Source organism: Bordetella genomosp. 9, assembly GCF_002119725.1.
Lineage (GTDB): Bacteria > Pseudomonadota > Gammaproteobacteria > Burkholderiales > Burkholderiaceae_B > Bordetella_C.
In genome coordinates this window covers 1-23,988 of sequence record NZ_CP021109.1, presented here as the reverse complement: position 1 = coordinate 23,988, position 23,988 = coordinate 1, and the positions used below count along the sequence as shown (strand labels likewise).

Here is a 23,988-nt window from a genome sequence, read left to right as displayed (position 1 = left end):
CTAAGCGACGTCTTGCGCGATGCGCGCGAGGCACGCTTCGGCGTCGCCGATGACGATGGTGGCGCTGCAGGCCAGCATCAGGTTCAGGCTCATCCCGAAGTCTTCTACCGTGTAGCCTTGCGCGTCGACATGCCGCATGCCGTCTTCGGACTTTCCCACGGCAACCTGTTCGACGATGGACTCGCCCGCCGCGCGGTACCCCCACACCGGCTTGCCGAGCGCCACCGCGTAGCCCACCTCGAACGCCGTGCCGGAGTCGGGTTCGTTCCCGCGAAAAGCGTTGAGATTCGCCATGACGCCGTCGGCCCGCTGGATCAGCCTCACATTTGCGCGATAGATCCATGCGGCAAGCTGCCGGCCGCTCAGCTGCGCTGGCGCCGACTTGTCCAGCGGATACAACCCTTCAAGCCCGTAGCGCTGGCAGAGTGCCCGCAACGATTCGCCATATGCCACGGCGTCGGGGCGGAAAACGTCAAAGCCGGCCAGGTAGAGCGAAAAGGGCCGGCGGCTGGACACGGCTGGCATCGCGGCGCCCCGGATCAGAACATGGTGTTGCGGTTGGCGGGATTTTCGGGGATGTCCTGGCTGACGTCCCAGTGCTCGACGATCTTGCCGTTCTGCACGCGAAAAATATCGATCACGGCCTGGCCCGTATCTTCCGGCGATTCCTTCCAGAGCGAATGCACCACCACCATGTCGCCTTCCGCGATCACGTGGCGGATCTCGGCATTGGCCTGCGGGTGCTGTTCCAGATAGGGGCCATAGAAGTCCGCCATCGCGGCCGCGCCGTCCGGCAGGTAGGGATCGTGCTGGATCAGCCCCTTGTCGACATAGGTCTGCATCGCCTTATCGACGTTCTTGTCCTGGAACATCATGCGGAAAAAAGCCGTCACCAGCGTCTTGTTGTCGGCTGCCGCCTGCGGCGCCGGCCGCGCCACGCCGCAGACGCACGCGGCCGCAAGAAACAATACGGTGGCGGCAAAGGGTCTGAGCTTCATGGGATTCCGAACATTGACTGGGATCGACGCACGCCGCGCATAGCGACGCCCGCGGCGTGCCAGTGTAAACAAAATCGCCGCTTACGCGGATCGGGGGATGCGCGCGTTCTGGTACACCTGCAGATGCGCGTACGCCGTGCGAAGGTAGGGCGTGGCGACGCCGCGCGCCGCACCCCGCGAGATCATGTCGCCCACGATATGGTCGGCCTCGACGCGCAGACCCTGCTGCAGATCGCGGAACATCGATGCCGTAATCGGCGACGACGTATCGGTGAACAACTTGCGGGCGGAGGCGTCGGCCTGGGGGCGCACCGGATAGCCAAAGGCCGCCGACACCGCCTGCGATTCCGCCAGCAGCCCGAGCATCACGGCCTGTCCATCGCCCGTGGACGCGATTTCGCCGACCGAGCCGCGCATCAGGCAGGTTGCGGCCGCCAGGCTGCACAGAAAAACGTATTTCTCCCAACAGTCCTGATAGATGTCCTCGCTGAGGCGCGACGAAAAGTCCGCCTGGCTCAGCGCCTGTTCGAGCGCCGTGCAGCGCGCGCTGCGCGGCTCCCCGGCGCGTTCGCCGAACACGAAGGCGGCATGGGGCCCCATATGGACGACTTCTCCCTCCGGGCCGAGCGTCGCGACGATCTGGCACAGTCCGCCCAATACGCGCTGCGCGCCGAAGGCCTCGTCCAAAAGGTCGTAGTGCGCCATGCCATTCATGATCGGCAGGACGGCCGATCCGGCGCCCACCGCCGGCCGGATGGCTTCGATGGCGCTGCCCAGGTCGTAGGCCTTACAGCTGAGCACCACCACGTCGTAGCGGCCCTGCAGTTCGCCGGCCGTGACGATGTGGGGCCGCACGGTGGCGTCGCCGCGCGGGCTGCGTATCCGCAGGCCCTGCTCGCGCAGCAGGCGGGCACGCGCATCGCGCACCAGGAAAGTCACGTCCACGCCGGCCTGCGCGGCGCGCCCGCCGAAGTAGCCGCCCGTTCCGCCCGCGCCAAGAAACAACATCCGCATCGTCTTCTCCCATCCCGCGCCGCCCAACGGCGGCTCGACCAGGGCGCATTATGCGCCGAAGCCGAAGGGGTAGGCGGGGCCGCCGCGGCGGCCATGGCAGGCGGTGCACGGCGCGGGTCCGCGGCGAGCGGACCGCCGGCGCTCAGTCGAAAATTTCGTGCCAGAAGGATTTCTTGCGATAGCCGCGGTCGTAGCCGCCGGAATAGCCGCCCGAATGCCGGCCGGGATGGCGGTCGTCATCGTGATAGGGACGGGCTTCCTGCCTGGGCGGTGCGGGCTGCGCGGCGCCGGTTTCCTGGATGCTGCGTTCTATCAGCTTGTCCAGCTCTCCGCGGTCCAGCCAGACGCCACGGCACTGCGGGCAGTAATCGATCTCGATGTTCTGGCGCGCGGACATGACCAGCTCGGGTTCTTGGCAAACGGGGCACTTCATGGCGGTCTCCTTACGTTTCGCTGAACAAAGGTAGACCGCCCGGTATGACGTTGGTTCCCGTACTCCGTCGCCGATCAACGCGGCCGGCTCCAGACCTTGCTCATGGCCCGTATCGCCGCCCAGGCCACCCATTTGCCGTTGGTGAGCCTGGCCCGGGGCAGGCGGCGCGCAATTTCCACGGCGATACCGCCGCGCCGATGCCATTCCCGCTTGCGCATCTGGCTGTCGGTGCGCCGTCCTTCCAGCCAGTCGAAACGACGCAGGCCCGGCTTGTAGGTCGGCGGCACATTGAAGATCAAAATGTAGGCCAGCCGGGGCGCATCCGAGGTGTTGGGACCGGTGTAATGCAGGGTGCGCATGTCGTGCACCGTGCACCCGCCCGCGGGCAAGGGCACCGGAACCGCCAGTTCGCGCGGAAATTCATCGCAGCATTCCAACGGGTGCAAGGTTTTGTCGTTGCCGGGGGAGCGGTGCTTGAGCACGTCGTAGCGGTGCGATCCCGGGATGAACTGCATGCAGCCGTTCACCTCGCCCACGGGCTGCAGCGCCAGCCAGATGCTGAGCTCGCGGTATTCGAAATCCGGCGAGCGGAATGCCTCGTCCTGATGCCACGGCGTCTCCGGGCCGACGCGGGCGGGTTTGAGCAAGGCGTGCTCGCCGTACAACGCCGCATCCTCGCCCAGGAGCTGTTTCGCGATCGCCAGCGCACGCTGGTGATAAACGGTTTTCAGCAGTTCCGGCGCATAGTGGGAAGGATCGTGCAGGCTGGGGAAGGTCTGCGGCTTGTCAGGATCGTCCCGGCTCGCGAAGTCGTACTGCGCGCCTTCCTCGTATCCAACCCGGTTCTCGAATAGCCGCATGAGCGTCTGTCGGATCTGCGCCACCTCCTCTGCGGGGCAGATCGCCTCCAGTGAAATGTATCCCTGTGACTGGTATTGGCTGGTCAACGTTTCTGGAAGGACATATGGCTGGTTCACTCTCGCGCTCCACGTGGATTGATGCCGCTTCCCGCCAAGCGGCGTGGAGCTAAAGGTAGCGGCTGAGCGGGCGCGCAACTATCGCCCTTCGCGCCTAGAGCGGAAGCGCTGCGCATCCTGCATTCAACGGATGAGCGGACGGCCGGTGCTGTCCGCGCGGCCCGTCCGGCCGGACGACCCGTTATGGCGCGGTCGGCTGGCCGCCGGCCGAAGCCGCCGGATGCGTCACCAGGAAACTGAACAGGCGGCCTCGGACCGCTTCCAATTGCGGCGCCGCCACGCCAGCGGCGGGCGCACGCTCCCCATTCCAGATGGACGCCGGGGCAAGCGCCTCGCGGCATACCGGCACGCCGGCCGTCTTCAGACGTTGCGCGTAGGCGCAGCCTTCGTCGCGCAAGGGGTCGTCGGGACTGCTGAACAGCAGCAGGGGCGGCAGGCCCGCGAAACGCGAACCCGCCGTCGGCGTGGCATAGGGATGGCTGGCATCGCAGGGACAGGACAGGTAGCTTTTCCAGCCATCGGCCCAATCGGCGCCCGCCGGCGTTCCCTGCGCGCAGCGCATGGACGCCGTCCCCATGCTGGCGTCGAGCAGCGGGGAAAACAGGATCTGCCCTTCCAGCGGCGGGCCGCGCCGGTCGCGCGCCATCAGGGCAGTGCACGCGGCGATATTCCCGCCGGCCTCCTCGCCGGCGACGAAGAGCCCGGCGCCCTTGCCGGCCAGCCGCCCACGGTGGCGGTGCGCCCAGTCCAGCGTGGCGTATGCGGCCTCCAGGGCCGCCGGAAACGGATGGCCCGGGGCAAGCGGATAATCGACGGATATCACCACCGCACCGGCATCCGCCAGCATCTGCGCAACGAGAGAAGGGTGATCGACGGAGCCGGAGACGAAGGCGCCCCCATGGAAATGGACGACCAGCGGGCTCGGCTCGCCGGCGTCGCGGCGGCCGTAGAAGCGTACGCGGTGCGGCGGCATATCGACCCGCGCGCCGGCGGACGCGGGCCCCTGGCGGGCCGTGCGCGTCGCCCGCGCGCCGCCGGTATCGGAATGGCAAGACATGGTATTCGACCGTCGCCCGGGCCATTGCGCCGGGCATATCAGCAATGACGCAAGCATAGGAAATGCCCGCGCGGCGATAAACCGCCCCGCCGCGACTTCATAATTTCCCTGCCCCGACTAATGGCCGCGCACGGCGCCGCGCCGCGTATGGAAAAATAGGCCGTTTCAGTCAACGTTCATACGCGCCGGCATCATGGCTAACGAACCCCTGATCGAAACCGTTATGGTCCACGTCCGCGGCAAAGTCCAGGGCGTGGGTTTCCGCATGGCGACGGTGCGCCGCGCGCATATGGTCGGCGCCACCGGCTGGGTACAGAACCGGACGGACGGTTCCGTGGAAGCCCTGGTCCAAGGCACGCCCGACCAGGTAGACCAGATGCTCGAATGGATGGGCAAAGGGCCGCCCGGCGCTGTAGTGAAGGAAATCACCTCCCATCGGGAGTACATCGATAAGCGGTACCGCAATTTCCAGCAGCTCTGAAGTCCGGCGAAACACCAACATCCCAACGTCTCGGAGACAAGCACGTGTGGCAGACCAGTGAACGCTATCCGGATCCGCGCATCGAAATCATCGACCCGCGTTTTTCGCGCTATCTGCATTTCAATGCCGCGGTCGAGAAACTTGGCGACGGTATGCGCTGGGCGGAGGGCCCGGTATGGTTCGGCGATGGCCGTTATGTGCTGGTCAGCGACATCCCGAACGACCGCATCATGCGTTGGGACGAAGCCACCGGCGCGTTCAGCGTGTTCCGGCAGCCATCACGCAACGCCAACGGCAATACCCGCGATCTGCAGGGCCGGCTGATCACCTGCGAACACGAAGGCCGCCGGATCACGCGCACGGAATACGACGGCAGCATCACCGTGCTGGCCGACAGCTACCAGGGCAAGCGCCTGAACTCCCCCAACGATGTCGTGGTGAAGTCGGACGGCTCGATCTGGTTCACCGACCCGCCTTTCGGTCTGGGCGGCTGGTACGAAGGCAAGCCGGCGCCGCAGGAGCTGCCCGCCTGTGTCTATCGGCTCGACCCGGAGACGGGGGAATTGACCATGGTCACCGATCGCGCGCAGGGCCCGAACGGCCTGTGCTTTTCCCCCGACGAGCGTCTGCTGTACCTGGTCGAATCCCGCGCCACGCCGAATCGCCTGATCACGGTGCACGAGGTCGGCGCCGACGGCCGCAGCCTTGGCGAAAGCCGCGTGTTCATCGACTGCGGCGTCGGCACGTCGGACGGCATACGTTGCGACATCCATGGCAACCTGTGGTGCGGCTGGGGCATGGGATCGGAGGAACTGGACGGGGTCGCGGTGTTCGCGCCGGACGGCAAGCGCATCGGCCATATCCACCTGCCGGAACGTTGCGCCAACCTGTGCTTCGGCGGCGTGCATCGCAACCGGCTTTTCATGGCCGCCGGGAAATCGCTTTATTCCCTGTTTGTGAACACGCAGGGCGCGGCGCCCTGGCACGTGCAGCGGCCCTGACGGGAACGGCCGCCCGGATTCAGTTTTCCCGGGAGGCGGCCGAAGGATTCGCCGTACAGGCGGCCGCGCCGCCCAGCGTGTTGCGCACCCACACCAGCTCGGCCGCGATCGCCACCGCGATTTCGGCGGGCGTCCGGCTGGCGATGCGCAGCCCGACCGGCCCATGCAGGCGGCCGATCTCTTCCTCGGTCAGATCGAACATGCGCAGGCGCTCGCGGCGCTTGGCCTGGTTGGGCGCCGATCCCAGGGCGCCGACGTAGAAAGCGCGCGACTTCAGCGCCTCGAGCAGGGCCATATCGTCCAGCTTGGGATCATGCGTCAGCGCCACGATCGCGGTTCGCTCGTCGGTCCCGATCTGCGTAACCGTGTCGTCCGGCATGGACGTCAACAGCGTGACATTCGGCATGTTCCACTCGGCGAAGAATTCCTCGCGCGGGTCGCAGACCAACACGTGGAAATCCAGCGCGGTGGCGATCTCGCAAAGGACCTTGGCGGTTTGGTTGGCGCCGATGATCAGCAAACGCCAGTGCGGTCCGTAGACCGAGCGGAAGGTGCGGCCGTCGAAGTCGGGGCCATCGTTGGGGCCGGCGGGCGACAGCGTCCATTCGCCCGTCTGCAGATCGACCGTGCGCATCATCAGGCGGTGCTGCCGCACTTCTTCCAGCACGGCATCCAGCCATCGGGTGTCCTCGATGGGTTCCACGACCAGGCGCAACGTGCCGCCGCAGGGCAGGCCGAAGCGCGCCGCTTCGTCCGCGGTGATGCCATAGGTCAGGCGGTCCGCCGTTCGCGGCAGCGTACCCGCCACCGCCCGCGCAATCAGGTCGTCTTCGACGCAGCCGCCCGACACGGATCCGACCAGTCGTCCATCCTGGCGCAGGGCGGCCAATGCGCCAGCCTGCCGCGGCGCCGAGCCCCAGGTCTGCACCACCGTGAGCAGGTGCACGCGGTGTCCATCGGCGACCCATTCGCGGGCCTGCTGCAGCACATCGAAATCCAGCGAATTCATTGCGTGGCCATCCCGAAAGCGGATTGGCGGCCGCGGCGGGCAACCACGGCGCCGGCATGACAGGCGCCCGCAAGAGCGCGGGCGCAGGGCTACTTTACAAGAGCCCTGTGCGGGCGTCGACGTCGTGGCTTGTCCGGAAGCCGGCGACAGGCGGGCCCAGCCGTGCTTCATCCGGCGACTGAATGCGGCGGCAGCCGCGCTGGCGCACGCCGGTAACCGGCCGCCGTCCGATCAAGGCGGCCTATCGCATCCATAGCAATAAACGGCGCAATCACCGGCGATTGCTGTGTCCTACGGGAAAATGATTTCCCGAATAGGGGTTTATCCGTAGGTCTTGGAAGCGGAGAATGACTTTCATCGGGACAGCAACGGACGCCAGGAAATGGAGATTCCCCTTGCACGGCGTCCGGCCCCTCACCAAACAGGACTAGGAGTACTGCCATGAAAGCCAAGACCATTGTTTCCGCTTTGATTCTCTCGTTTGCCGCCATCGGCGCTGCCCAGGCTGCGACCCCGCGCGGCGATATCGACAACACCCCCTTCCAGGGCGTCTACGGCCAGGCGGACGACGGCGCCAGCCGCGCTCAGGTTCTTGCCGAGTTGCAACAAGCGCGCGCTGCCGGTCTGACCGGCAATGGCGACGTGGACAACGCGCCCTTCCTGGCGCAAGCCGACAGCGGCGTGAGCCGCGCCCAAGTGGTCTCGAACATCGGCCATGACGACATGGCGTTCGGCGACCTGAACAACCAGCCCTTCCAGGGCGTCTGATCTATCGCCGCCGGCGCCGGCGGGCTCATCGCAAGCCGGCGTGATGCGATCACGCCGAACGGCGAAAAGCCTCGCACCGCGGCGCAGCGCGGAATCGATAGGCAACCGAACCATCGGATCGCGGATCCGATGGTTTTTTATTGTGGAGTCATGAACGGTCGGGCGGCTGCTCGCCGTCGGGGGGCGCTTCGCCGCCGGCGATCCTGCCTGCCTGCCGAAGCGCGTCCACCAGGGCCGAATAAGCCATGTCGCGGGCGTGCGCGTCCGGCGCCCGCAGCACGAACGACGGATGATAGGTGGGCACAACCGTCATATCGCCCACCTGAATGGGCTGACCGAGCATCGCCGTCAGCCTTGCATCGGCGCGCTGTGTCAGCGCGCGCAGCGCGGTGGCGCCCAGCGCCACCACCACCTTCGGGCGCACCGACGCAAGCTCCCTCTCCAGCCAGTAATGGCACGCCATCACCTCGCGTTGGGCCGGGGTCTTGTGCATCCGCCGCTTGCCACGCGGGAACCATTTGAAGTGCTTGACCGCGTTGGTCACGAACACCATGTCGCGGCGGACATGCGCGTCGGCCAGGGCGCGATCGAGCAGCCCGCCGGCCGGGCCGACAAAGGGTTCGCCGGCCTGGTCCTCCTGGTCGCCCGGCTGTTCGCCTACGACGAGGATGGCCGCATGACGCGGCCCGCGGCCCGGCACGGGCTGCGTGGCGTCGCGCCACAAACCGCAGCGGCGGCAGTCTTCAAGCTTGCGGGGCTGCTGGTCCGGCTGGATCGGCGCCTCATCGCCATCGGCGGACGAGGGCCGCGGCGTGCGGGACGCGGCGCGGGGAGCGGATTTTTCTTGACGTGTGGACATCGGTTCGAAGGCGCCGGCTGGGCGCGGCGGCGGCGCAAGCAGCAGAAAGATTGAGCTGGGCAAAGAGCACCCTGGCGGCCACATGGCTGCAAGAACTGCTCCCGAACAGCACGCGCCAGACAGTAAGCCCTACTCAGCGCTAGGTGCGCCCATTGCGCGTGGTGCGGGGCGGCACAGCGTTTGCACGACGCCTGATGAAACGGCGCGTCCCGCGTCGCTCGCAATACAGGAGTTCACCATGCTGCCCCAACCCGATCCCAACCGAAACGCGCCCCGTCCGTCGAAAAAGGCCGATCTGGACGACCCGCGTCCGGACATGGACCATCCCCCGGGCGCCGACCCGCAGGACCAGCCCGTGTTCGATCGCGCCACGGCCGCCGCCGAAGACGATGCGCGCGACGGCGCGGCCAACGGTCCGCAAAACCCCACGCCGCCCGAAACTGGCCGCCACAATAAGCGCGGCACGCTGCGCCGTTCTCCCGATGACGAGAAAGGGTGAATTCGGGCGGTCCCGCAACCGCTATTGAAGGATGAACAGGAGAACCGACATGGCGCCACAGCAAGGCAGCAACCCTATCCCCCAGCACACCGACGATCTGCTCAAGGAAGACCGCAGCAATACCCCGCGCGATGTCCCGCCACGGGATGAGTACAACCCAAGCGACGGCCGGTCCGGCACGCGCGACAGCGACGACCTGGAACAAAACATCGGCCGTGAAGAACCGGAAGACGATGGGCAGGGCTGATCGCCCGCCATCGCACAGCCGCCCGCCGCGCGTTCCATGTGACCCGGTGGGCAACCCCCCTGCCAATAATTCATACCGAAGGCGCATATCCCTGGCGGTATCCATCGGCGTAGATTTCCGCATACGTGCCGGCGGGCATGCAACCGGGAGGCCGTATGGACTCGCAGCCGGATGTCGACTACAGGCAGGTCTTCATGCTGGCGCCGGTAGGCCAGTGCATATCCCGATGGCGGGTGATCGTCCAGGCCAACGCGCGGCTGGAATCGATATTCCGCTATCCGCCGGGACAGCTCAACGGAACATCGTTCGATGCCCTTTACCCCAATTCGCGCGAAGGGTCCCGCACCGGACAGCGGACCCCACCGCCTTCGCTGAGCGCGAACGGCGTCTATGCCTGCGAGCGCATCATGCAGCGCCTGGACGGCGAGCTGTTCTGGTGCCGGCTCATCGGGCGATCCCTGACACCCGCGGAGCCGCATGCCATCGGCATCTGGACATTCGAGGATTTGAGCTCGCGCATCCCGGCGCCGCCGGACCTGGCAGAGCGGGAACGCGCCATCGCGCTGATGATCGCGCAAGGCAAGACCAGCAAGATGATCGCGGGCGAGCTGAATCTGAGCCCTCGCACCGTCGAGATGTACCGATCACGGCTGCTGGCAAAGTTGGCGGCCGGTACGTCGGCGGATCTGGCGGGGCTTCTGACGGGTCCTGGCGCGCGCTGATGCGCCTGCGCGCTACGGTATGGCCACGACCACGTTGCCCAGGATGCGCCCAGATTCGACGGCTTCGTGGGCGGCGGCGATTTCGTCCAGCGCGTACGCCGGCGCAATCAGGTGCCGCAGCTTGTCCGCCGCCAGCAAGCCGCCCAGCCGCGAGACGGCATGATGACGCTGCGCAGGCAACAGGTCGTACACCAGGAAGAAATGCAGGCTGATCGACCGGGGCAGCCATGCGCCGAAGTTCACCGGAATATCGCCACGGTAATTGGATCCGTACACCACGACGGTTCCATGCGGCGCCACCGCGCCTGCCGTGACCAACGGCGCGGTGGTGGAGAAGTCCATGTCGATGATCGCATCGACGCCCCGTCCGCCCGTCAATGCCAGCAAGCGTTCGGTCACCGGTTCGTCCTTGTAGAACACCGCATCGGTGACGCCCACCTGCTCGAGTACGCCGGCCTTCTCGCGCGAACCGACGGTGGCGATGACCCTGGCGCCGGCGAGCCTGGCCATCTGCGCGGCGTAGTACCCCACGCCCGATGCGCCGCCTGTGACCAGCACCGTCTTGCCTTCCATGTCGCCCGCCAGGATGACTGCCTGCATGGCCGTCAGACCGGGGATGCCCATGCAGGCGCCCGCCTCGAAACTTACCGCGTCGGGCAAGGCGACCGCCTGCTCCGCGGGCAGCGCAATGTACTGCGCCGCGGTACCCATGGGCCGCTGCCATTGCCCGTTCCACACCCAAACGCGCTGCCCAATCCGCTCAGGCGGCACGCCGTCACCCACCTGGTCGATCACGCCGGCGCCATCGCTGTGGGGCACGACGTATCCGCTCGTCACCGGACGGCTGCCCGCCCGCGATTTGACGTCGGAAGGGTTGACGCCGGAAACCGCCAGCTTCACGCGGACTTCGCCGGGCCCCGGGGCGGGCGCAGGCAGTTCCGTCAGTTCCAGCACTTCCCGCGCCGGTCCGTTCCGCGAATACAGGGCTGCACGCATCATGGTCTCCTTCGATAGCCGGGCTCGTCCCGGGCCGGATCATTCTAGAGGCTGCCGGCGCCGGCGCATCATGCCGCTCGCTGCGGCCGCCGCCGCGCTACGCTGCGCGCACGAAACGATTGCTCAACGTGCCGACGCCCGTGATCGAAATATCGACTTGGTCGTCGTCCCGCAGGTCGGGCGAATGTCCGTCCGTACCCATCCATATGACGTCGCCCGGATGCAGGGTCAGATAGCGGCTCATGGTACTGATGAAACGGTCGATGCCGAACAGCATGTCCGCGGTGCGGAACCGCGTCGTTTCCTCTCCGTTCACGCGCACCACCGTTTCCATATCGTTCACGTCCGCGTCGGTCTCGATCCATGGCCCCATGGGCTTGAACGTGTCGCTGTTCTTGGCGCGCCAGAAGGTGCGATCGTTGTGTTGCCACACGCGTTCGCTGACGTCGTTGCCGATGGTGTAGCCGAGCACGCAGGAACGCGCCTGCGCCTCGTTGAGGTTGCGCGCCTTCCTGCCGATGACCACCACCAGTTCGCCTTCGTAGTGCACGCGCGTGGCGTCGGCGGGCATGATGACGTCCTGTCCATGCGGCAGCAGTGCGTTGTTGGCGCGGTACCCGACATCCGGCTGCGTCGGAATCTTCAAACCCTCCGTGCCGATGTGCGTCACATAGTTGAGCCCCACGCAATAGAACGTGGGCGGCACCACCGGCACTTCGATACGGACGTCATCCAGGCGTGTGGTGGCGCCGGTCCGCTCATAACCCTGGAAGGGGTCGCCTCGCACGGCGGCGATGCGATCGCCTTCCAGGATGCCGTAGCCGGTGCGGCCGGCGTGGGTATAGCGTATCCATTTCATTGCATGGTCCTCATGAAAAAGCCGGCTGGCGCGGCGCGCGCCATGGCGTCAGCCGGGCACGGCGGCGAAGCTCGGCTCGTCGTTGCGCATCTGCGCGATAAGCCACCCGCCATCGGCCCGCGCCAGTTCGATATGCGTGGTGCGGATGTTCTCGATGCCGGTCAGCGGGGCCGGCCCCGCCAGCGTGCGGCCGGCATCGTGCCGCACCACCAGCATGTAGGCGCGCATGGCGCAGTGCGCTGCGTCCGCCCGGTCCGCAAACAGATTGCAGATCAGGTGATGGATGCGCATGGTGGGCGATCGCGTTGCCAGCGCCGCCAGCACCGCCTCGCGTCCCTCCAGCACCTTGCCTTGCCGGTGCCATACGCCGTCCGGCGTCATGCGGCGCACCAGGGACGCGTAATCGTTGTCGTCGAGGTCGCGAAAAAAGCCGAGTACCTGATTGCGGCACAGGCCCAGCGTGTCGTCACTCATGAAACGCCTCCAAGGGGATGGTGCGGCGGCCGAGCGCGTCCGGCCCGATGTCGGTCACTGCGGGCGTGCCGCACAGCTGCATGGTCCGCGCCAGCTCGTCGCGCAGGATGTGCAAGGCGCGCTGGGCGCCGTCAAGGCCGCCGGCCAGCACACCGAAGAGCGTGGCGCGTCCCGTCATGACGCCGGCCGCGCCCAGCGCGATGGCCTTGAAGATGTCGCTGCCTCGCCGGATGCCGCCGTCCAGCAGCACCGGCACGCGGCCGCGGGCGGCGGCCACGATGGCCGGCAAGGCATCCAGCGTGGCGATGCCGGTATCCAGCTGGCGGCCGCCATGGTTGGACACCACGATCGCATCCGCGCCCAGCGTCACGATGGCGTCCACATCGGCCGGATGTACGACGCCCTTCACGATGAGCTTGCGCGGCCAGCGGGCGCGCAAGCGCGCCAATGCCGCCACGTCGAAGGCGGGGTCGTAGTTGCGGCCGGCCACCGACTGCATGGCCTTGCGGTCGCTTTCCACCTTCTTCATTCCCGCCAGACTTGGCATTGCCGGCGGCTGGCGAACCAGCATGTCCAACGACCAGCGCGGGCGGCGCGCGAAATGCCAGAAGTTGCGCGGCGTGATCTTCATGGGAAATCCCAATCCGTGCGCCAGGTCGCGCTCACGCTTGCCGCCCACCGGCAGGTCGACCGTGATGACAAGCGCCTCGTAGTCTGCCGCCTGTGCGCGGCCGATCAAGGCGTCCAGCCGCGCCTTGTCCTGCAGGATGTACGCCTGGAACCAGAGGCGGCCGGGCGCCTTATCCGCGATCTCCTCGATGGATGCGGTCGCCGATGTGGACAGCGCGTAAGGAAGGTCCAGTTGCGCCGCGGCGCGCGCCAGCGCGACGTCGCCGCCCCGCCATCCGAAGCCGACCGCGCCGGTCGGGCCGATCGCCACGGGCATCTGCGCGCGACGCCCGAGGATGGAAGCGCGCAGGTCGACATTGGAGACGTCGCGCAGAACGCGCGGCACCAGCCTGACGCGCCGAAACGCCTCCACGTTGTCGCGCAGGGTTATCTCGTCCTCCGCCCCGCCATCGAAGAAATCGAACACCGGAGCGGGCAGCCGGGCCCGCGCGGCCTCGCGCAGGCGGTCGATCGAATAACAGTCCTCCAGCACCGTGCTGCTCACGTCGCCATCCTTGCGCCGGTTCAGTTGCCGTCATCGCCGACGGTGACATTGCCCTTCTTGATAACGTCGGCCCAGCGGGCCTTGTCCTCGATCAGGAACTGGCGAAAATGCTCGGGGCTGTCGGCCACCACCACCGCGCCCAGTTGCGCGAGCTGTTCGCGCACTTCCGGTTTGGCAAGCGCTTCCACCGCGGCCTTGTTCAGCTTATCGACGATGGGCTTGGGCGTACCGGCCGGCGCGAGCATGCCGATCCACGGGGCGCCTTGCTGAAATCCCTTGAATCCCAGGCTGTCCAGCGTCGGTACGCCCGGAAACTCCTTCTGCGGTTCGTCGGTGCCCACCGCCAACACGCGAAGCTGCTTGGCGGCGACATAGTTGGCGATGCCCACGCTGGGATAGAACATGAAGCTGATGCGGCCCGCCACCATTTCCTGCAGCGCCGGTCCGTTCCCCTTGAACGGCACGTGGATCATCTTGATGCCGGCCATCGTCGACAGCATTTCGGCAGCCAGATGCGCCGATCCGCCGACGCCCGAAGATCCGAAGGTGAGCTTGCCGGGGTGCGCCTTGGCGTCGGCGATCAGGCTTTTCAGGTCCTTGTAGGGCGAGTCGTAGTTCGTCACCAGCAACATCGGGTTATTGGCGAAGTTCGTGATGGGCTCGAAGGCCTTGACCGGGTCGTAGTCGTAGCGCTTGGGATAAAGCAGCGGATTGACGTTCAGCGTCAGCGACGTGACCAGCACCTTGTAGCCGTCCGGCGCCGATCGCATGACATCGTTGGCGGCGATGGATGCGCTGGCCCCGGGCTTGTTTTCGACGATCACCGACGTGCCCAGGTTTTCCGACATATGCTTGGCAACGATGCGGGCCACCACATCCGTGGGCCCGCCCGCGGCGTATCCCACCTCCATCCGTATCGGCCGGGACGGATAGTCGTCCGCACGCGCGGCGGCGCTCCATGCCAGCGCCAGGGCGAACGCCGCCGCGAACGCGCGGCCGCTCAGCAATCGAAGGTCCATGTCTGTCTCCTTTAATCGTCGGTTTGCCGTACGGGACGCCGCCGCGTCAGTACAGTTCGGGAAAATACTTGTCGGCCATGACCTGGCAGCGCTTGATCAGGCGCGGCTCGTCAGGGCGGTAGTCCGCCACCGCGTTATGGATGGTCCCCATGTTGTCCCACATCAGCACGTCCCCTTCGGCCCAGTTGTGCCGATAGCGGAATTTCTCCTGCAGCTGATGCGCGAACAGGAAGTTCAGCACCTCCTCGCTGCGCGCCTCCGGCAGCTCGTTGATGCGGACGGAATAGCCCGGATTCGCATACAGCACCTTGCGGCCGGTGATGGGATGCGTCAGAAACACCGGATGCGAGACCGGAGGCTTGCGCCTGCGCTGCTCCTCCGTCAGCGGCGGCCGCGTGCTGCCTTTTTCCCGCCGCATCATTTCCCAGAACTTGTTGAAGTCGTGGGTGACGGTCATGCCATCCAGTTCCTGCTTCAGCGAGTCCGGAAGTTCGTCATATGCGGCGTGCATGTTGCAGAACTCGGTATTGCCCAAAGGCTTGCCGTCGCGCATGGGAATGCGTATGCCGTACAGCACATTGCTGAACGCAATGGTGCGGCTGTAGGACATGTCGGTATGCCAATCCTGGCCGGCGTCGCTCAGGCCGATGGGCTTGCCGTTTTCCACGATGTTCGACAGGATCATGACTTCCGGAATGCCAGGCTCGTGGTACAGGTTCGCCACGTTGACCTCGAGCGAGCCGAAGTTTTCGGCGAAACGCTTCAAGGCCGCGGCATCCAGCTGCTGGCGCGGAAAGCAGAGCACGCCGTGACGCCCCAGCGCCTGCTCGATGGCGCGGTAGTTTTCCGGCGCCAGCGGCCGGGACAAATCGATGCCTTCGACGCGCGCGCCCAGGGTGGCGCCGCTTCCAACGATGTTCATACCGTCTCCTGCTTGGTCAGAAGGCCTGCCGCAATATGGCGAGCACCTCGCCCGCGTCGGCGACAGGCCGGGGATTGAATGCCAGCCCGCGCTCGGTCATGACGCGGCCGGCGATATCGGGCAGCGCGGCCTCGGGCACGCCCAGGTCCCGCAGGCGGCGCGGCATGGCGAGCCGTTCGGCGGTGCGCGCGATCCAGGCGGACAGGCTTTCGGCCTCCGGGATCGCGGCCACTACTGGCGCCAGCATGGACGCGGCGGCCGATTCGTTGAAGCGGATCGCATGCGGCAGGATGATGGTGTTCACCTTGCCGTGCGGCAGGTTCAGCCGTGCGCCGATCACATGACAGATGGCGTGATGCAGACAGCTGCGCGCCATCGCCAGCACCATGCCGGACAGATGCGCGGCCGCCAGGATCAGTCTGCGCTCGGCGGCGGGGTGGCCGCTTTCCCATGCCTGCCTCAACAGCGCAATCGCCTGCATCGCCAACGCATCCGACACGACCGACCGGCCCTTGGAATACAGACCTTCGACGCAGTGCGCGAGCCCGTTCATTGCGGTCTCCCGCAGCATGTCCTGCGGAACCTCCCCGCTCATCAGCGGGTCGATGAGTATCGATGTGCTGGAGACCTGCCGGTTCCAGAACATCCGCTTGTCGCCGCCATCGTCACGCACGCCGAACGATGACGTGGTCTCCGCGCCCGATGCGGTGGTGGGCACGGCGATGACGGGCAGCTTGGGACGGGTCCGCCGCGGGATGTGCACGGTGTGCGGCGGCTCGAACCGCGTTACGTGGTCCGCCAGCCGGCCGCCTTCTGCCACGAGCAGCGCCAGCGCCTTGGCCGTGTCCGCAACGCTGCCGCCGCCAACGGCGACCAGACAGTCCGCGCGGAAGGCGATGACTTCCGGCGCGATTGTTTCTATTAAACTGACACTCGAATGCGGCGGAATGCCGCGGCGCTCGGCGATGTCCATTCCTTTCAGCGAACGCATCATGCCGGCGTAGCCCGGCGTCGCGGCGATCCTGTCCTGGGTCAGCACGACAGGCCTTCTCAACTCCATCGCCGCCAGCTCGCTGCCCAGGGCGTTCGCCACGCCATCGCCGAAGCGGACGTGGGTGCCGAACAGGTAGTAATCGAAGTCTCCGGGAATCATGCGCGCCGCCTTTCACAGGCGTGTTCTGTCGATAAGGTAAGGCCAGTGTAGTGAGCGCGCCCGCCGCGCAGAAGCCTCCGCGGAACGAAATCATTTTTTCCAAATTGGAAACGACAGCATGGACCTGCTCGAATGCATGGAGGTGTTCCAAGAGGTCGGCAAAAGCCTCAGCTTTTCGAAGGCAGCCGAAAGCAGGGCATCCAGCCGTTCCTCCGTCACGAAGAAGATCGCGTGGCTGGAAGGCTATTTCGGGGTGCAGCTGTTCAACCGGAACACCAAGCACGTCAGCCTGACCGAAAGCGGTCGGCTGCTGCTGGAGAACGCGGACGCGCTGGCGCTTGCCACCCGCAACCTGAAGGAGCTGGTGCAGGGCCCCGTGCGCAACCCCAGCGGCCGCATACGCATGGGCACGCCGCCTTCGTTCGGCGCGGTGCATCTGGCCCCCGCCATCGAGAATTTTCTGAACCGCTATCCCGCGATACGCGTGTCGCTGCTGCTGGATGACGGACGCAGCGATCTGATCGCCGAGAACCTCGATCTATCGGTGCGCATTGCGCCACGCCTGAAAGACACGAACCAGATTGCCTATCGCATTACCGTGGTGCCGCAGGTCATCGTCGCGACGCGCGCCTATCTGAAGGCGCACGGCGCGCCTAAGACGCCGAAGGACCTGGAGAACCACAACTGCCTGATCCACAGCTTGAAAGCACCGACCGGGATGTGGGTGTTCACGGACAAGCGCAACAACACGCAGGTGGTGCAGGTGTCGGGGACGTTCAACTCGAACCTGGGCGAGTCGATTCTGCATCTGGCCAAGCTGGGCCATGGGATTTCCATGCATCCGCGCTACATGGTGGAGAACGATCTACGGGCGGGGGTGCTGGAAGTGCTGATGCCCGAGTACCGGCCCGAAGGATTGGATATCTATGCCATCGTTCAGAGCAAGCGGCATTTGCCTTACAAGGTGCGGTTGTTCGTGGATCACTTACGGAAGTGGTTCAAGGACGCGGAGTGGCAACAGTGATGGCGGTTCGTTGGGGTTGTGCTTGGTTTTTGGGTGTGGTTTTTGGGTGTGGTGTGGGCCGGTGTTCTTTAGGCGTTCGCCGGGGTTGGCGTATGCCGGGGGCGGCCCGATCGGCCGGTCCGGCGCCCTGCGCGCCGGACACCGCTACGCTGGCCTCGTCCGGCGGCCGCTTGGTGGTGGTTTGCTTGTGACCGGCTTCTCGGCACGCCTCCCTACGGCGTCCGCTCGCTCGGCCTCAACGTGCCGCCCCCGGCATACGCCAACCCCGGCGAACTCCGGGATGTCTTAACGGCTGACATCTGGGGCGAGGGGGGTTCTTGCGCTTCGTCGGGCGCGCCTATGGGGGTGGGAAGAGGTGACAGTGCCCGACCGGCCCGGCCGCCCTGCGCGGCCGGGCCGGTCATACGCGCCGTGCCTGGCGAAAGGGTGTTGGTTGGGATGGTGTGTGGGTATGGGACTGCGGACGACGGGCGGATGGCTGCGCATATGGTTGATGCATTCGAGCGCTGCGGTCATGTTCGCGACGCTCGTGGTTCGCGTGCACCGCGCGTACGACCGAAGCACCCGCGCAGGGCGGGCGGACAATGCTAGCGGCTCGTTCCAGCGCCATGCGGTATGACCCAAGCGCCCCTCAGCACGGGCTGCCATTGCTTCGTTCGCGCTGGCACCATGCGTAGACCTCAAAGCACCCGCGCAGCACGCACTGGCATTGCTCCCGTTCGCCCTGACACCATGCGTATGACCGAAGCGGCCGCGCAGGGCGGCCGCTTCGGTCGGGCACCGCAAACTCTTCCACCCCCAACCCAACGCGGCCACGAAGCGCAAGAACCCAGCCCGCCCCAGACGCCCGTGGTTGAGACATCCCGGAGTCCGGCGGGGTTGGCGCTTGCCGCGGCCGGCACGTTGAGGCCGAGCAAGCGGACGCCGTAGGGAGGCGTGCCGAGAAGCCGGTCACAAGCAAACCGCCACCAAGCGGCCGCCGGACGAGGCCAGCGCAGCGGTGTCCGGCGCGCAGGGCGCCGGACCGGCCGATCGGGCCGGCGGCGGCAAGCGCCAACCCCGCCGGACGGCCCAAAAACCCCGACCGCGCTCAAATATCAATATTGCTGGCCGACAACGCATGCGTTTCGATGAACGCGCGCCGCGGCTCCACCTCATCTCCCATGAGCGTGGTGAACACCTCGTCGGCCGCAATAGCGTCCTCAATCTGCACACGCAGCAGTCGGCGCACCTTCGGGTCCATCGTGGTTTCCCACAGCTGCTCGGGGTTCATTTCGCCCAGGCCCTTGTAGCGCTGCTTCGACACGCTGCGTTCGGCCTCCGCGCGCAGCCAGCGCATGGCTTCGCGGAAGTCGCTGACCGGCACTTCCTTGCGTTTGTCGCCTTCGCCGCGCGCCACGACCGCCCCCTTGCCGATCAAACCCAGGAAGGTTTTGGCGGAGGTCGACAGAACGCCATAATCGGCGCCGGCGATGAAGGTGGCGTCGATCACGCTGACGCGCACCACGCCATGGCGGACGCGGTGGACCACCAGGCGCTGCTTCTCCGTGGCCGGATCGACCTCGGCAAACACCTTGACGGCATGCGGCGCCAGCGGATCGAACAGCGCCTTTTGCAGGCGCTCTGCCGAGGCCTGCGCCGTTTCGGGCGTATCCAGGTTGATCTCGACGCCCTCGGCCATGGCGGACAGGGCCGCTTCGTCGATCATGCGGCCGGCGCGGGCGATGACGGCGTCGGCCAGCGTGTACTGGCGCGCAAGCGCGGCCAGCGCATCGCCGGTAATCGGCTCGGCGCCTTCGGCCGGGATCAGCTCGGCGTCCTTCAGCGCCAGTTGCATCATGAAGACAGCTTCTTCCTGCTCGTCCTTCAGGTAGCGCTCCTCGCGGCCGACCTTCACCTTGAACAGCGGCGGCTGCGCGATGTACACGTAGCCGCGCGTCACCAGTTCGGGCATCTGGCGGTACAGCAGCGTCAGCAGCAGCGTGCGGATGTGCGCGCCGTCGACGTCCGCGTCGGTCATGATGATCAGCCGGTGATAGCGCAGCTTATCGATGTTGAAGTCCGGACCGATGCTGGTGCCCAGCGCGGTGATCAGCGTGGCGATCTGTTCGCTGGCGATCAGGCGGTCGAAGCGCGCCTTCTCCACGTTCAGTACCTTGCCGCGCAGGGGCAGCACCGCCTGGAACTTGCGGTCGCGGCCCTGCTTGGCCGATCCGCCGGCCGAGTCGCCCTCGACGATGTAGAGCTCGCACAGCGCCGGATCTTTTTCCTGGCAGTCGGCCAGCTTGCCGGGCAGGCCGGCGCCTTCCAGCACGCTCTTGCGGCGCGTCATCTCGCGCGCCTTGCGCGCGGCTTCGCGCGCTCGGGCGGCTTCGACGATCTTGTTGCACAGCGCCTTGGCATCGGCCGGATGCTCCAGCAGCCAGGTCTCCAGCGTGCGGGCCACCGCGTCTTCGACGGCGGGACGCACTTCGCTGGAGACCAGCTTGTCCTTGGTCTGGCTGCTGAACTTGGGCTCCGGCACCTTGACGGACAGCACGCAGGTCAGGCCCTCGCGCATATCGTCGCCCGACGTCTCGACCTTGGCCTTCTTCGCCAGTTCGTTATCCGCGATGTACTTGTTGATCACACGCGTCATCGCCGCGCGCAGGCCGGTCAGGTGCGTGCCGCCGTCGCGCTGCGGGATGTTGTTGGTGAAGCACAGCACGCTCTCGGAATAGCTGTCGTTCCATTGCATGGCCACGTCCACCGTCACCGGCACGCCGCCGGCGCTGGATTCCGTGCTGACCGAGAACACGTTGGGGTGCAGCACCGTCTTGCTGCGGTTGATGTACTCGACGAAGCCCTTCACGCCGCCGGAGAACGCGAAGTTTTCTTCCTTGCCCTGGCGCTGGTCGATCAGGCGGATCTTCACGCCATTGTTCAGGAACGACAGCTCGCGCAGGCGCTTGGACAGAATGTCGTAGTGGTACTCGATGTGGTTGAAGATCAGCGGGTCGGCCAGGAAGCGCACCTCGGTGCCGCGCTTCTCGGTCTTGCCGGTGACGGTCAGCGGGTTCACGCGCTGGCCCTGGCGGAACTCCATTTCGTGCACTTCGCCATTGCGGCGGATGGTCAGGCGCAGCCATTCGGACAGCGCGTTGACGCAGGACACGCCCACGCCGTGCAGACCCCCGGACACCTTGTACGAGTTCTGGTCGAACTTGCCACCGGCGTGCAGCTCGGTCATGACGATTTCCGCCGCGCTGCGGCCGAATTCGTCGTCCTTGTGGATCTCCGTCGGGATGCCGCGGCCATTGTCCGACACCGAGATCGAGTTGTCGGTGTGGATGGTGACGACGATGTCGTCGCAATAGCCGGCCAGCGCCTCGTCGATGGCGTTATCGACCACCTCGAACACCATGTGGTGCAACCCGGTACCGTCGGATGTGTCGCCGATGTACATGCCGGGGCGCTTGCGCACGGCCTCCAGCCCCTTGAGCATCTTGATCGAATCTGCGCCGTAGCCGGAGTTCTCGGGAGTGGTGTTCGGAATGTCGGACATAAGTCTCTGCGATTGCACGAATGAAGCGGCCGGGTAACGGCCGACCGCGGCGGTTCGCGCCGCGGTATGAGGACGACGATGAGAGAACGTCAGATGCGCATGGGCATCACGACGTACTTGAAGTGTTCGTCATCGGGTAGGGTGATCAGGGCCGAAGCGTTCTGGTCCGGCATGACCGACCATTTCACTTCCTCTGTCTTGACGTTGCTCAGCACGTCCAGCAGGTAGCCGACGTTGAAGCCGACGTCCAGCGCTTCATGCCCATAATCGATATCGAGTTCTTCCTGCGCCTCTTCCTGCTCGGCGTTGGAAGAAGAAATCTTCATCAGGTTCTGCGCCAGCTGCAGGCGCACGCCCTTGAATTTGTCGGTGGTCAGGATCGCGGCGCGCTGCAGGCTGCCCTGCAGGGCCTCGCGGTTGACCACGAAGTGCCGCGTGTACGTGGTGGGAATCACGCGCGTGAAATCGGGGAATTTGCCTTCGACCAGTTTGGACACGAGCTCAACGTCGCCGAAGCGGAAACGGATCTGGCCAGGGGCGACATCGACCGACACGGGCGCGTCGGTGTCCTCCAGCAGGCGCTGCATTTCCAGCACGGTCTTGCGCGGCACGATCACTTCGTGACGTTCGGCGATGCCGTCGGCATCGGTGGCGCAATGGGCCAGACGGTGGCCGTCGGTCGCCACGGCCCGCACGCGGCCCGGTTCGAAGACCAACAGCATGCCGTTCAAGTAATAACGGATGTCCTGCTGCGCCATGGCGAAATACACCATGTTCAACAGGTGGCGCAGATTCTTCTGCGTGAGCGTCAGCGATACGTCCCACTGCTCGGGCTGGGCCACGGTGGGGAACTCGCTGGCCGCCAGTGTCTGCAGCGCGAAACGGCTTTTGCCCGTCTGCACCGACAGCTTGTTGCTCGCCAGGGAAAGCTTGACGTCGCCCGTGTCCGGCAGCGCCCGCAGGATGTCCAGCAGCTTGCGCGCGGCCACGGTGGTGGATTCGTTTTCGGCGCCGACGCCGAATTCCGCCTGCGTGGTGATCTGCACTTCCAGGTCCGTCGCGATGAACGATACCTTGTTGGCCTCTTTGCGCATCAGGATGTTCGCCAGAATAGGCAGGGTATGCCGCCTTTCGACGATGCCCGCCACAGTCGACAGCGGTTTCAGCAATGCATCGCGTGTGGTTTGTACGAGTTGCATGTTCATCCTTTTAGAGTTTGTTCCAACACGTGCAGGGTATGGTTGAGATCGGCGAGCTTGCCGCGCGCGTCCGAAATCTTGCGTACGGCATGCAATACGGTGGTGTGGTCGCGGCCACCGAAAAGGTCGCCGATTTCAGGCAGGCTTTTCTGGGTAAGCTCCTTGGCCAGGTACATGGCCACTTGGCGAGGCAGTGCGATATTGGCGGGGCGCCTTTTCGAATACATGTCGGCGACCTTGATCTTGTAGAAATCGGCCACCGTCTTCTGGATATTCTCGACCGTGATCTGCCCATTCGATACGGACAGCAGGTCCTTCAGGGCTTCCTTGCAGACGTCGACCGTGAGCACGTCGCGGCCGTGGAAACGCGCATAGGCGAGCACTTTGCGCAGCGCGCCTTCGAGTTCACGAACGTTGCTGCGCAGGTGCTTGGCGATAAAGAAGGCCACTTCCTCAGGCATGGGCACGCCTTCCGATTCCGCCTTGCGCAGCAGGATCGCGACGCGCATCTCGAGTTCGGGCGGTTCGATCGCCACGGTCAGCCCGGAGTCGAAGCGCGAAATCAGGCGGCTGTCGATACCGGCCAGCTCCTTGGGATAGGTATCGCTGGTGATGATGATCTGCTTGCGCTGGGCCACCATGGCCTCGAACGCATAGAAGAATTCCTCTTGCGTCCGGTTCTTGCCGGAGAAGAACTGGATATCGTCGATCAGCAGCAGGTCCAGCGAGTGGTAATAGCGCTTGAAGTCGTCGAACGCCTTGCGCTGATAGGCCTTCACAACATCCGAAACGTACTGGTCGGCATGCACGTAGCGCACGCGCACGCCCGTACCCGCCGCCACCATGGCGTTGCCGATTGCGTGGATCAGGTGCGTCTTGCCCAGCCCCACGCCGCCATACAGGAAGAGGGGGTTGTACGAGGTGCCGGGATTTTCCGCGACTTGAAGCGCGGCCGCGCGCGCCAGTTGGTTGGCCTTGCCCGTGACGAAGTTGTCGAACGTCAGGTCCGTGTTCAGCCGCGATCGCTCATAGATGACGTTGGCGGCATCCGCGTTCACCGCGGCCGCCACCGCACTGGCCGAGACGGCTGGGGCATGGACCGGCGCAGGCGCCTGGCCGGCGCCTGGGTTGGCGGCTGCGGACGGCGCGTGGCCGGCGTTCACAGGGTGGACGGCCGCCGTCGCGGCGCCCGGCACGGGTGCGGCCATCGGCCCGCCGGTCATGGCGCCGCCAGCGGAGGGCACGGCGCCCACGGGTGCCGCGCCGTTGACCGCTCCGGCCCGGGGCGCGATCGGCATGCGAGGCGCGGCGGTGCCCGCCGGCAGTTCGAACTGCACCTGCACGGGGCGCTGATACCATTCCGCGGCCAGGGCTTCGATCTGGTGGGCAAAGTTCTTGCGCACCCAATCCAGCTTGAAGCGGTTGGGGGCGGAAATGCGCAATACCGCCTGCGCTTCGTCGTACGCAAGCGGAACCAGCGGACGGATCCACGCGCTGATTTGCTGGGGGGGGAGTTCCTGCTCAAGACGACTGACGCAGGTCTGCCAGAATTCTTTCAT

At 65.9% G+C, this 23,988-nt stretch carries 25 protein-coding genes; 7 read left to right on the top strand and 18 right to left on the bottom strand.

Features of this window, described 5'->3' with window-relative positions:
• From CAL13_RS00125 to CAL13_RS00100, 6 genes are all read right to left on the bottom strand, one after another.
• Positions 1–525, bottom strand: a complete 525-nt coding sequence (locus CAL13_RS00125) for a nucleoside 2-deoxyribosyltransferase (RefSeq protein WP_086071152.1) — start codon at positions 523–525, stop codon at positions 1–3.
• Between the two features lie 14 nt (positions 526–539).
• Complete coding sequence (locus CAL13_RS00120) at positions 540–998, bottom strand: nuclear transport factor 2 family protein (protein WP_086055694.1); 459 nt, start codon at positions 996–998, stop codon at positions 540–542.
• An 81-nt stretch (positions 999–1,079) separates the two neighbouring features.
• Entirely contained in the window at positions 1,080–2,012 is a 933-nt protein-coding gene (gene panE, locus CAL13_RS00115; protein WP_086071151.1) for a 2-dehydropantoate 2-reductase, read from the bottom strand.
• 142 nt (positions 2,013–2,154) lie between these two features.
• Positions 2,155–2,445 carry a TFIIB-type zinc ribbon-containing protein gene (locus CAL13_RS00110; protein WP_086071150.1) on the bottom strand — a complete coding sequence of 97 codons (291 nt, stop codon included), beginning with the start codon at positions 2,443–2,445 and terminating at the stop codon, positions 2,155–2,157.
• A 74-nt stretch (positions 2,446–2,519) separates the two neighbouring features.
• On the bottom strand, positions 2,520–3,422 hold the full coding sequence (locus CAL13_RS00105; protein WP_086071149.1) for a phytanoyl-CoA dioxygenase family protein: 903 nt from the start codon (positions 3,420–3,422) through the stop codon (positions 2,520–2,522).
• A gap of 181 nt (positions 3,423–3,603) precedes the next feature.
• A complete protein-coding gene (locus CAL13_RS00100) occupies positions 3,604–4,479 on the bottom strand; it encodes an alpha/beta hydrolase (protein ID WP_086059128.1) in 876 nt (291 codons plus the stop codon).
• A 193-nt stretch (positions 4,480–4,672) separates the two neighbouring features.
• Between CAL13_RS00100 and CAL13_RS00095 the strand changes: the two genes are divergently transcribed.
• Both CAL13_RS00095 and CAL13_RS00090 read left to right on the top strand, forming a co-directional pair.
• Positions 4,673–4,960 carry an acylphosphatase gene (locus CAL13_RS00095; protein WP_086055691.1) on the top strand — a complete coding sequence of 96 codons (288 nt, stop codon included), beginning with the start codon at positions 4,673–4,675 and terminating at the stop codon, positions 4,958–4,960.
• A 44-nt stretch (positions 4,961–5,004) separates the two neighbouring features.
• Positions 5,005–5,961 carry an SMP-30/gluconolactonase/LRE family protein gene (locus CAL13_RS00090; protein WP_086071148.1) on the top strand — a complete coding sequence of 319 codons (957 nt, stop codon included), beginning with the start codon at positions 5,005–5,007 and terminating at the stop codon, positions 5,959–5,961.
• A 19-nt stretch (positions 5,962–5,980) separates the two neighbouring features.
• On the opposite strand, the gene CAL13_RS00085 is transcribed toward CAL13_RS00090, so the two are convergent.
• Positions 5,981–6,970 (bottom strand): XdhC family protein, encoded by a 990-nt coding sequence (locus CAL13_RS00085; RefSeq protein WP_086071147.1) that lies wholly within the window; start codon positions 6,968–6,970, stop codon positions 5,981–5,983.
• A gap of 441 nt (positions 6,971–7,411) precedes the next feature.
• Between CAL13_RS00085 and CAL13_RS00080 the strand changes: the two genes are divergently transcribed.
• The gene (locus CAL13_RS00080) at positions 7,412–7,738 is read left to right on the top strand and encodes a DUF4148 domain-containing protein (RefSeq protein WP_086055688.1); all 327 of its coding nucleotides are present in this window, start codon (positions 7,412–7,414) and stop codon (positions 7,736–7,738) included.
• A gap of 148 nt (positions 7,739–7,886) precedes the next feature.
• Here the strand turns inward: CAL13_RS00080 and CAL13_RS00075 are convergent, their stop codons facing one another.
• Positions 7,887–8,597, bottom strand: a complete 711-nt coding sequence (locus tag CAL13_RS00075) for a UdgX family uracil-DNA binding protein (RefSeq protein ID WP_086073440.1) — start codon at positions 8,595–8,597, stop codon at positions 7,887–7,889.
• 238 nt (positions 8,598–8,835) lie between these two features.
• Between CAL13_RS00075 and CAL13_RS00070 the strand changes: the two genes are divergently transcribed.
• The 3 genes from CAL13_RS00070 to CAL13_RS00060 all read left to right on the top strand — a co-directional run bounded on the left by CAL13_RS00070 (position 8,836) and on the right by CAL13_RS00060 (position 10,065).
• Entirely contained in the window at positions 8,836–9,096 is a 261-nt protein-coding gene (locus CAL13_RS00070) for a hypothetical protein (protein ID WP_086055687.1), read from the top strand.
• Between the two features lie 49 nt (positions 9,097–9,145).
• A complete protein-coding gene (locus tag CAL13_RS00065) occupies positions 9,146–9,343 on the top strand; it encodes a hypothetical protein (RefSeq protein ID WP_086071146.1) in 198 nt (65 codons plus the stop codon).
• A gap of 155 nt (positions 9,344–9,498) precedes the next feature.
• Positions 9,499–10,065, top strand: coding sequence for a PAS and helix-turn-helix domain-containing protein (locus CAL13_RS00060; protein WP_086055685.1), 567 nt, complete (start codon positions 9,499–9,501; stop codon positions 10,063–10,065).
• 12 nt (positions 10,066–10,077) lie between these two features.
• Here CAL13_RS00060 and CAL13_RS00055 read toward each other — a convergent pair whose 3' ends face one another.
• From CAL13_RS00055 to CAL13_RS00025, 7 genes are all read right to left on the bottom strand, one after another.
• Entirely contained in the window at positions 10,078–11,064 is a 987-nt protein-coding gene (locus CAL13_RS00055; protein ID WP_232467721.1) for an NADPH:quinone reductase, read from the bottom strand.
• A 94-nt stretch (positions 11,065–11,158) separates the two neighbouring features.
• A complete protein-coding gene (locus CAL13_RS00050; RefSeq protein ID WP_086071144.1) occupies positions 11,159–11,920 on the bottom strand; it encodes a fumarylacetoacetate hydrolase family protein in 762 nt (253 codons plus the stop codon).
• Positions 11,921–11,968: 48 nt separating this feature from the next.
• Positions 11,969–12,394 (bottom strand): nuclear transport factor 2 family protein, encoded by a 426-nt coding sequence (locus CAL13_RS00045; protein WP_086071143.1) that lies wholly within the window; start codon positions 12,392–12,394, stop codon positions 11,969–11,971.
• Positions 12,387–13,568 (bottom strand): alpha-hydroxy acid oxidase, encoded by a 1,182-nt coding sequence (locus tag CAL13_RS00040; protein ID WP_232467720.1) that lies wholly within the window; start codon positions 13,566–13,568, stop codon positions 12,387–12,389. The genes CAL13_RS00045 and CAL13_RS00040 overlap by 8 nt, the downstream gene beginning before the upstream one ends.
• A gap of 20 nt (positions 13,569–13,588) precedes the next feature.
• The gene (locus tag CAL13_RS00035) at positions 13,589–14,587 is read right to left on the bottom strand and encodes a Bug family tripartite tricarboxylate transporter substrate binding protein (RefSeq protein ID WP_086055682.1); all 999 of its coding nucleotides are present in this window, start codon (positions 14,585–14,587) and stop codon (positions 13,589–13,591) included.
• A gap of 46 nt (positions 14,588–14,633) precedes the next feature.
• Positions 14,634–15,509, bottom strand: a complete 876-nt coding sequence (locus CAL13_RS00030; RefSeq protein ID WP_086071142.1) for a TauD/TfdA dioxygenase family protein — start codon at positions 15,507–15,509, stop codon at positions 14,634–14,636.
• A 16-nt stretch (positions 15,510–15,525) separates the two neighbouring features.
• Positions 15,526–16,662 carry an iron-containing alcohol dehydrogenase family protein gene (locus tag CAL13_RS00025; protein WP_086071141.1) on the bottom strand — a complete coding sequence of 379 codons (1,137 nt, stop codon included), beginning with the start codon at positions 16,660–16,662 and terminating at the stop codon, positions 15,526–15,528.
• A 118-nt stretch (positions 16,663–16,780) separates the two neighbouring features.
• On the opposite strand from CAL13_RS00025, the gene CAL13_RS00020 reads away from it, so the two are divergent.
• Complete coding sequence (locus CAL13_RS00020; protein ID WP_086071140.1) at positions 16,781–17,686, top strand: LysR family transcriptional regulator; 906 nt, start codon at positions 16,781–16,783, stop codon at positions 17,684–17,686.
• 1,090 nt (positions 17,687–18,776) lie between these two features.
• Here CAL13_RS00020 and gyrB read toward each other — a convergent pair.
• The 3 genes from gyrB to dnaA all read right to left on the bottom strand — a co-directional run bounded on the left by gyrB (position 18,777) and on the right by dnaA (position 23,988).
• A complete protein-coding gene (gene gyrB, locus CAL13_RS00015) occupies positions 18,777–21,230 on the bottom strand; it encodes a DNA topoisomerase (ATP-hydrolyzing) subunit B (RefSeq protein ID WP_086055678.1) in 2,454 nt (817 codons plus the stop codon).
• Positions 21,231–21,319: 89 nt separating this feature from the next.
• Complete coding sequence (gene dnaN / locus CAL13_RS00010; protein WP_198297690.1) at positions 21,320–22,429, bottom strand: DNA polymerase III subunit beta; 1,110 nt, start codon at positions 22,427–22,429, stop codon at positions 21,320–21,322.
• A gap of 2 nt (positions 22,430–22,431) precedes the next feature.
• Positions 22,432–23,988 carry a chromosomal replication initiator protein DnaA gene (gene dnaA / locus CAL13_RS00005; RefSeq protein ID WP_086071139.1) on the bottom strand — a complete coding sequence of 519 codons (1,557 nt, stop codon included), beginning with the start codon at positions 23,986–23,988 and terminating at the stop codon, positions 22,432–22,434.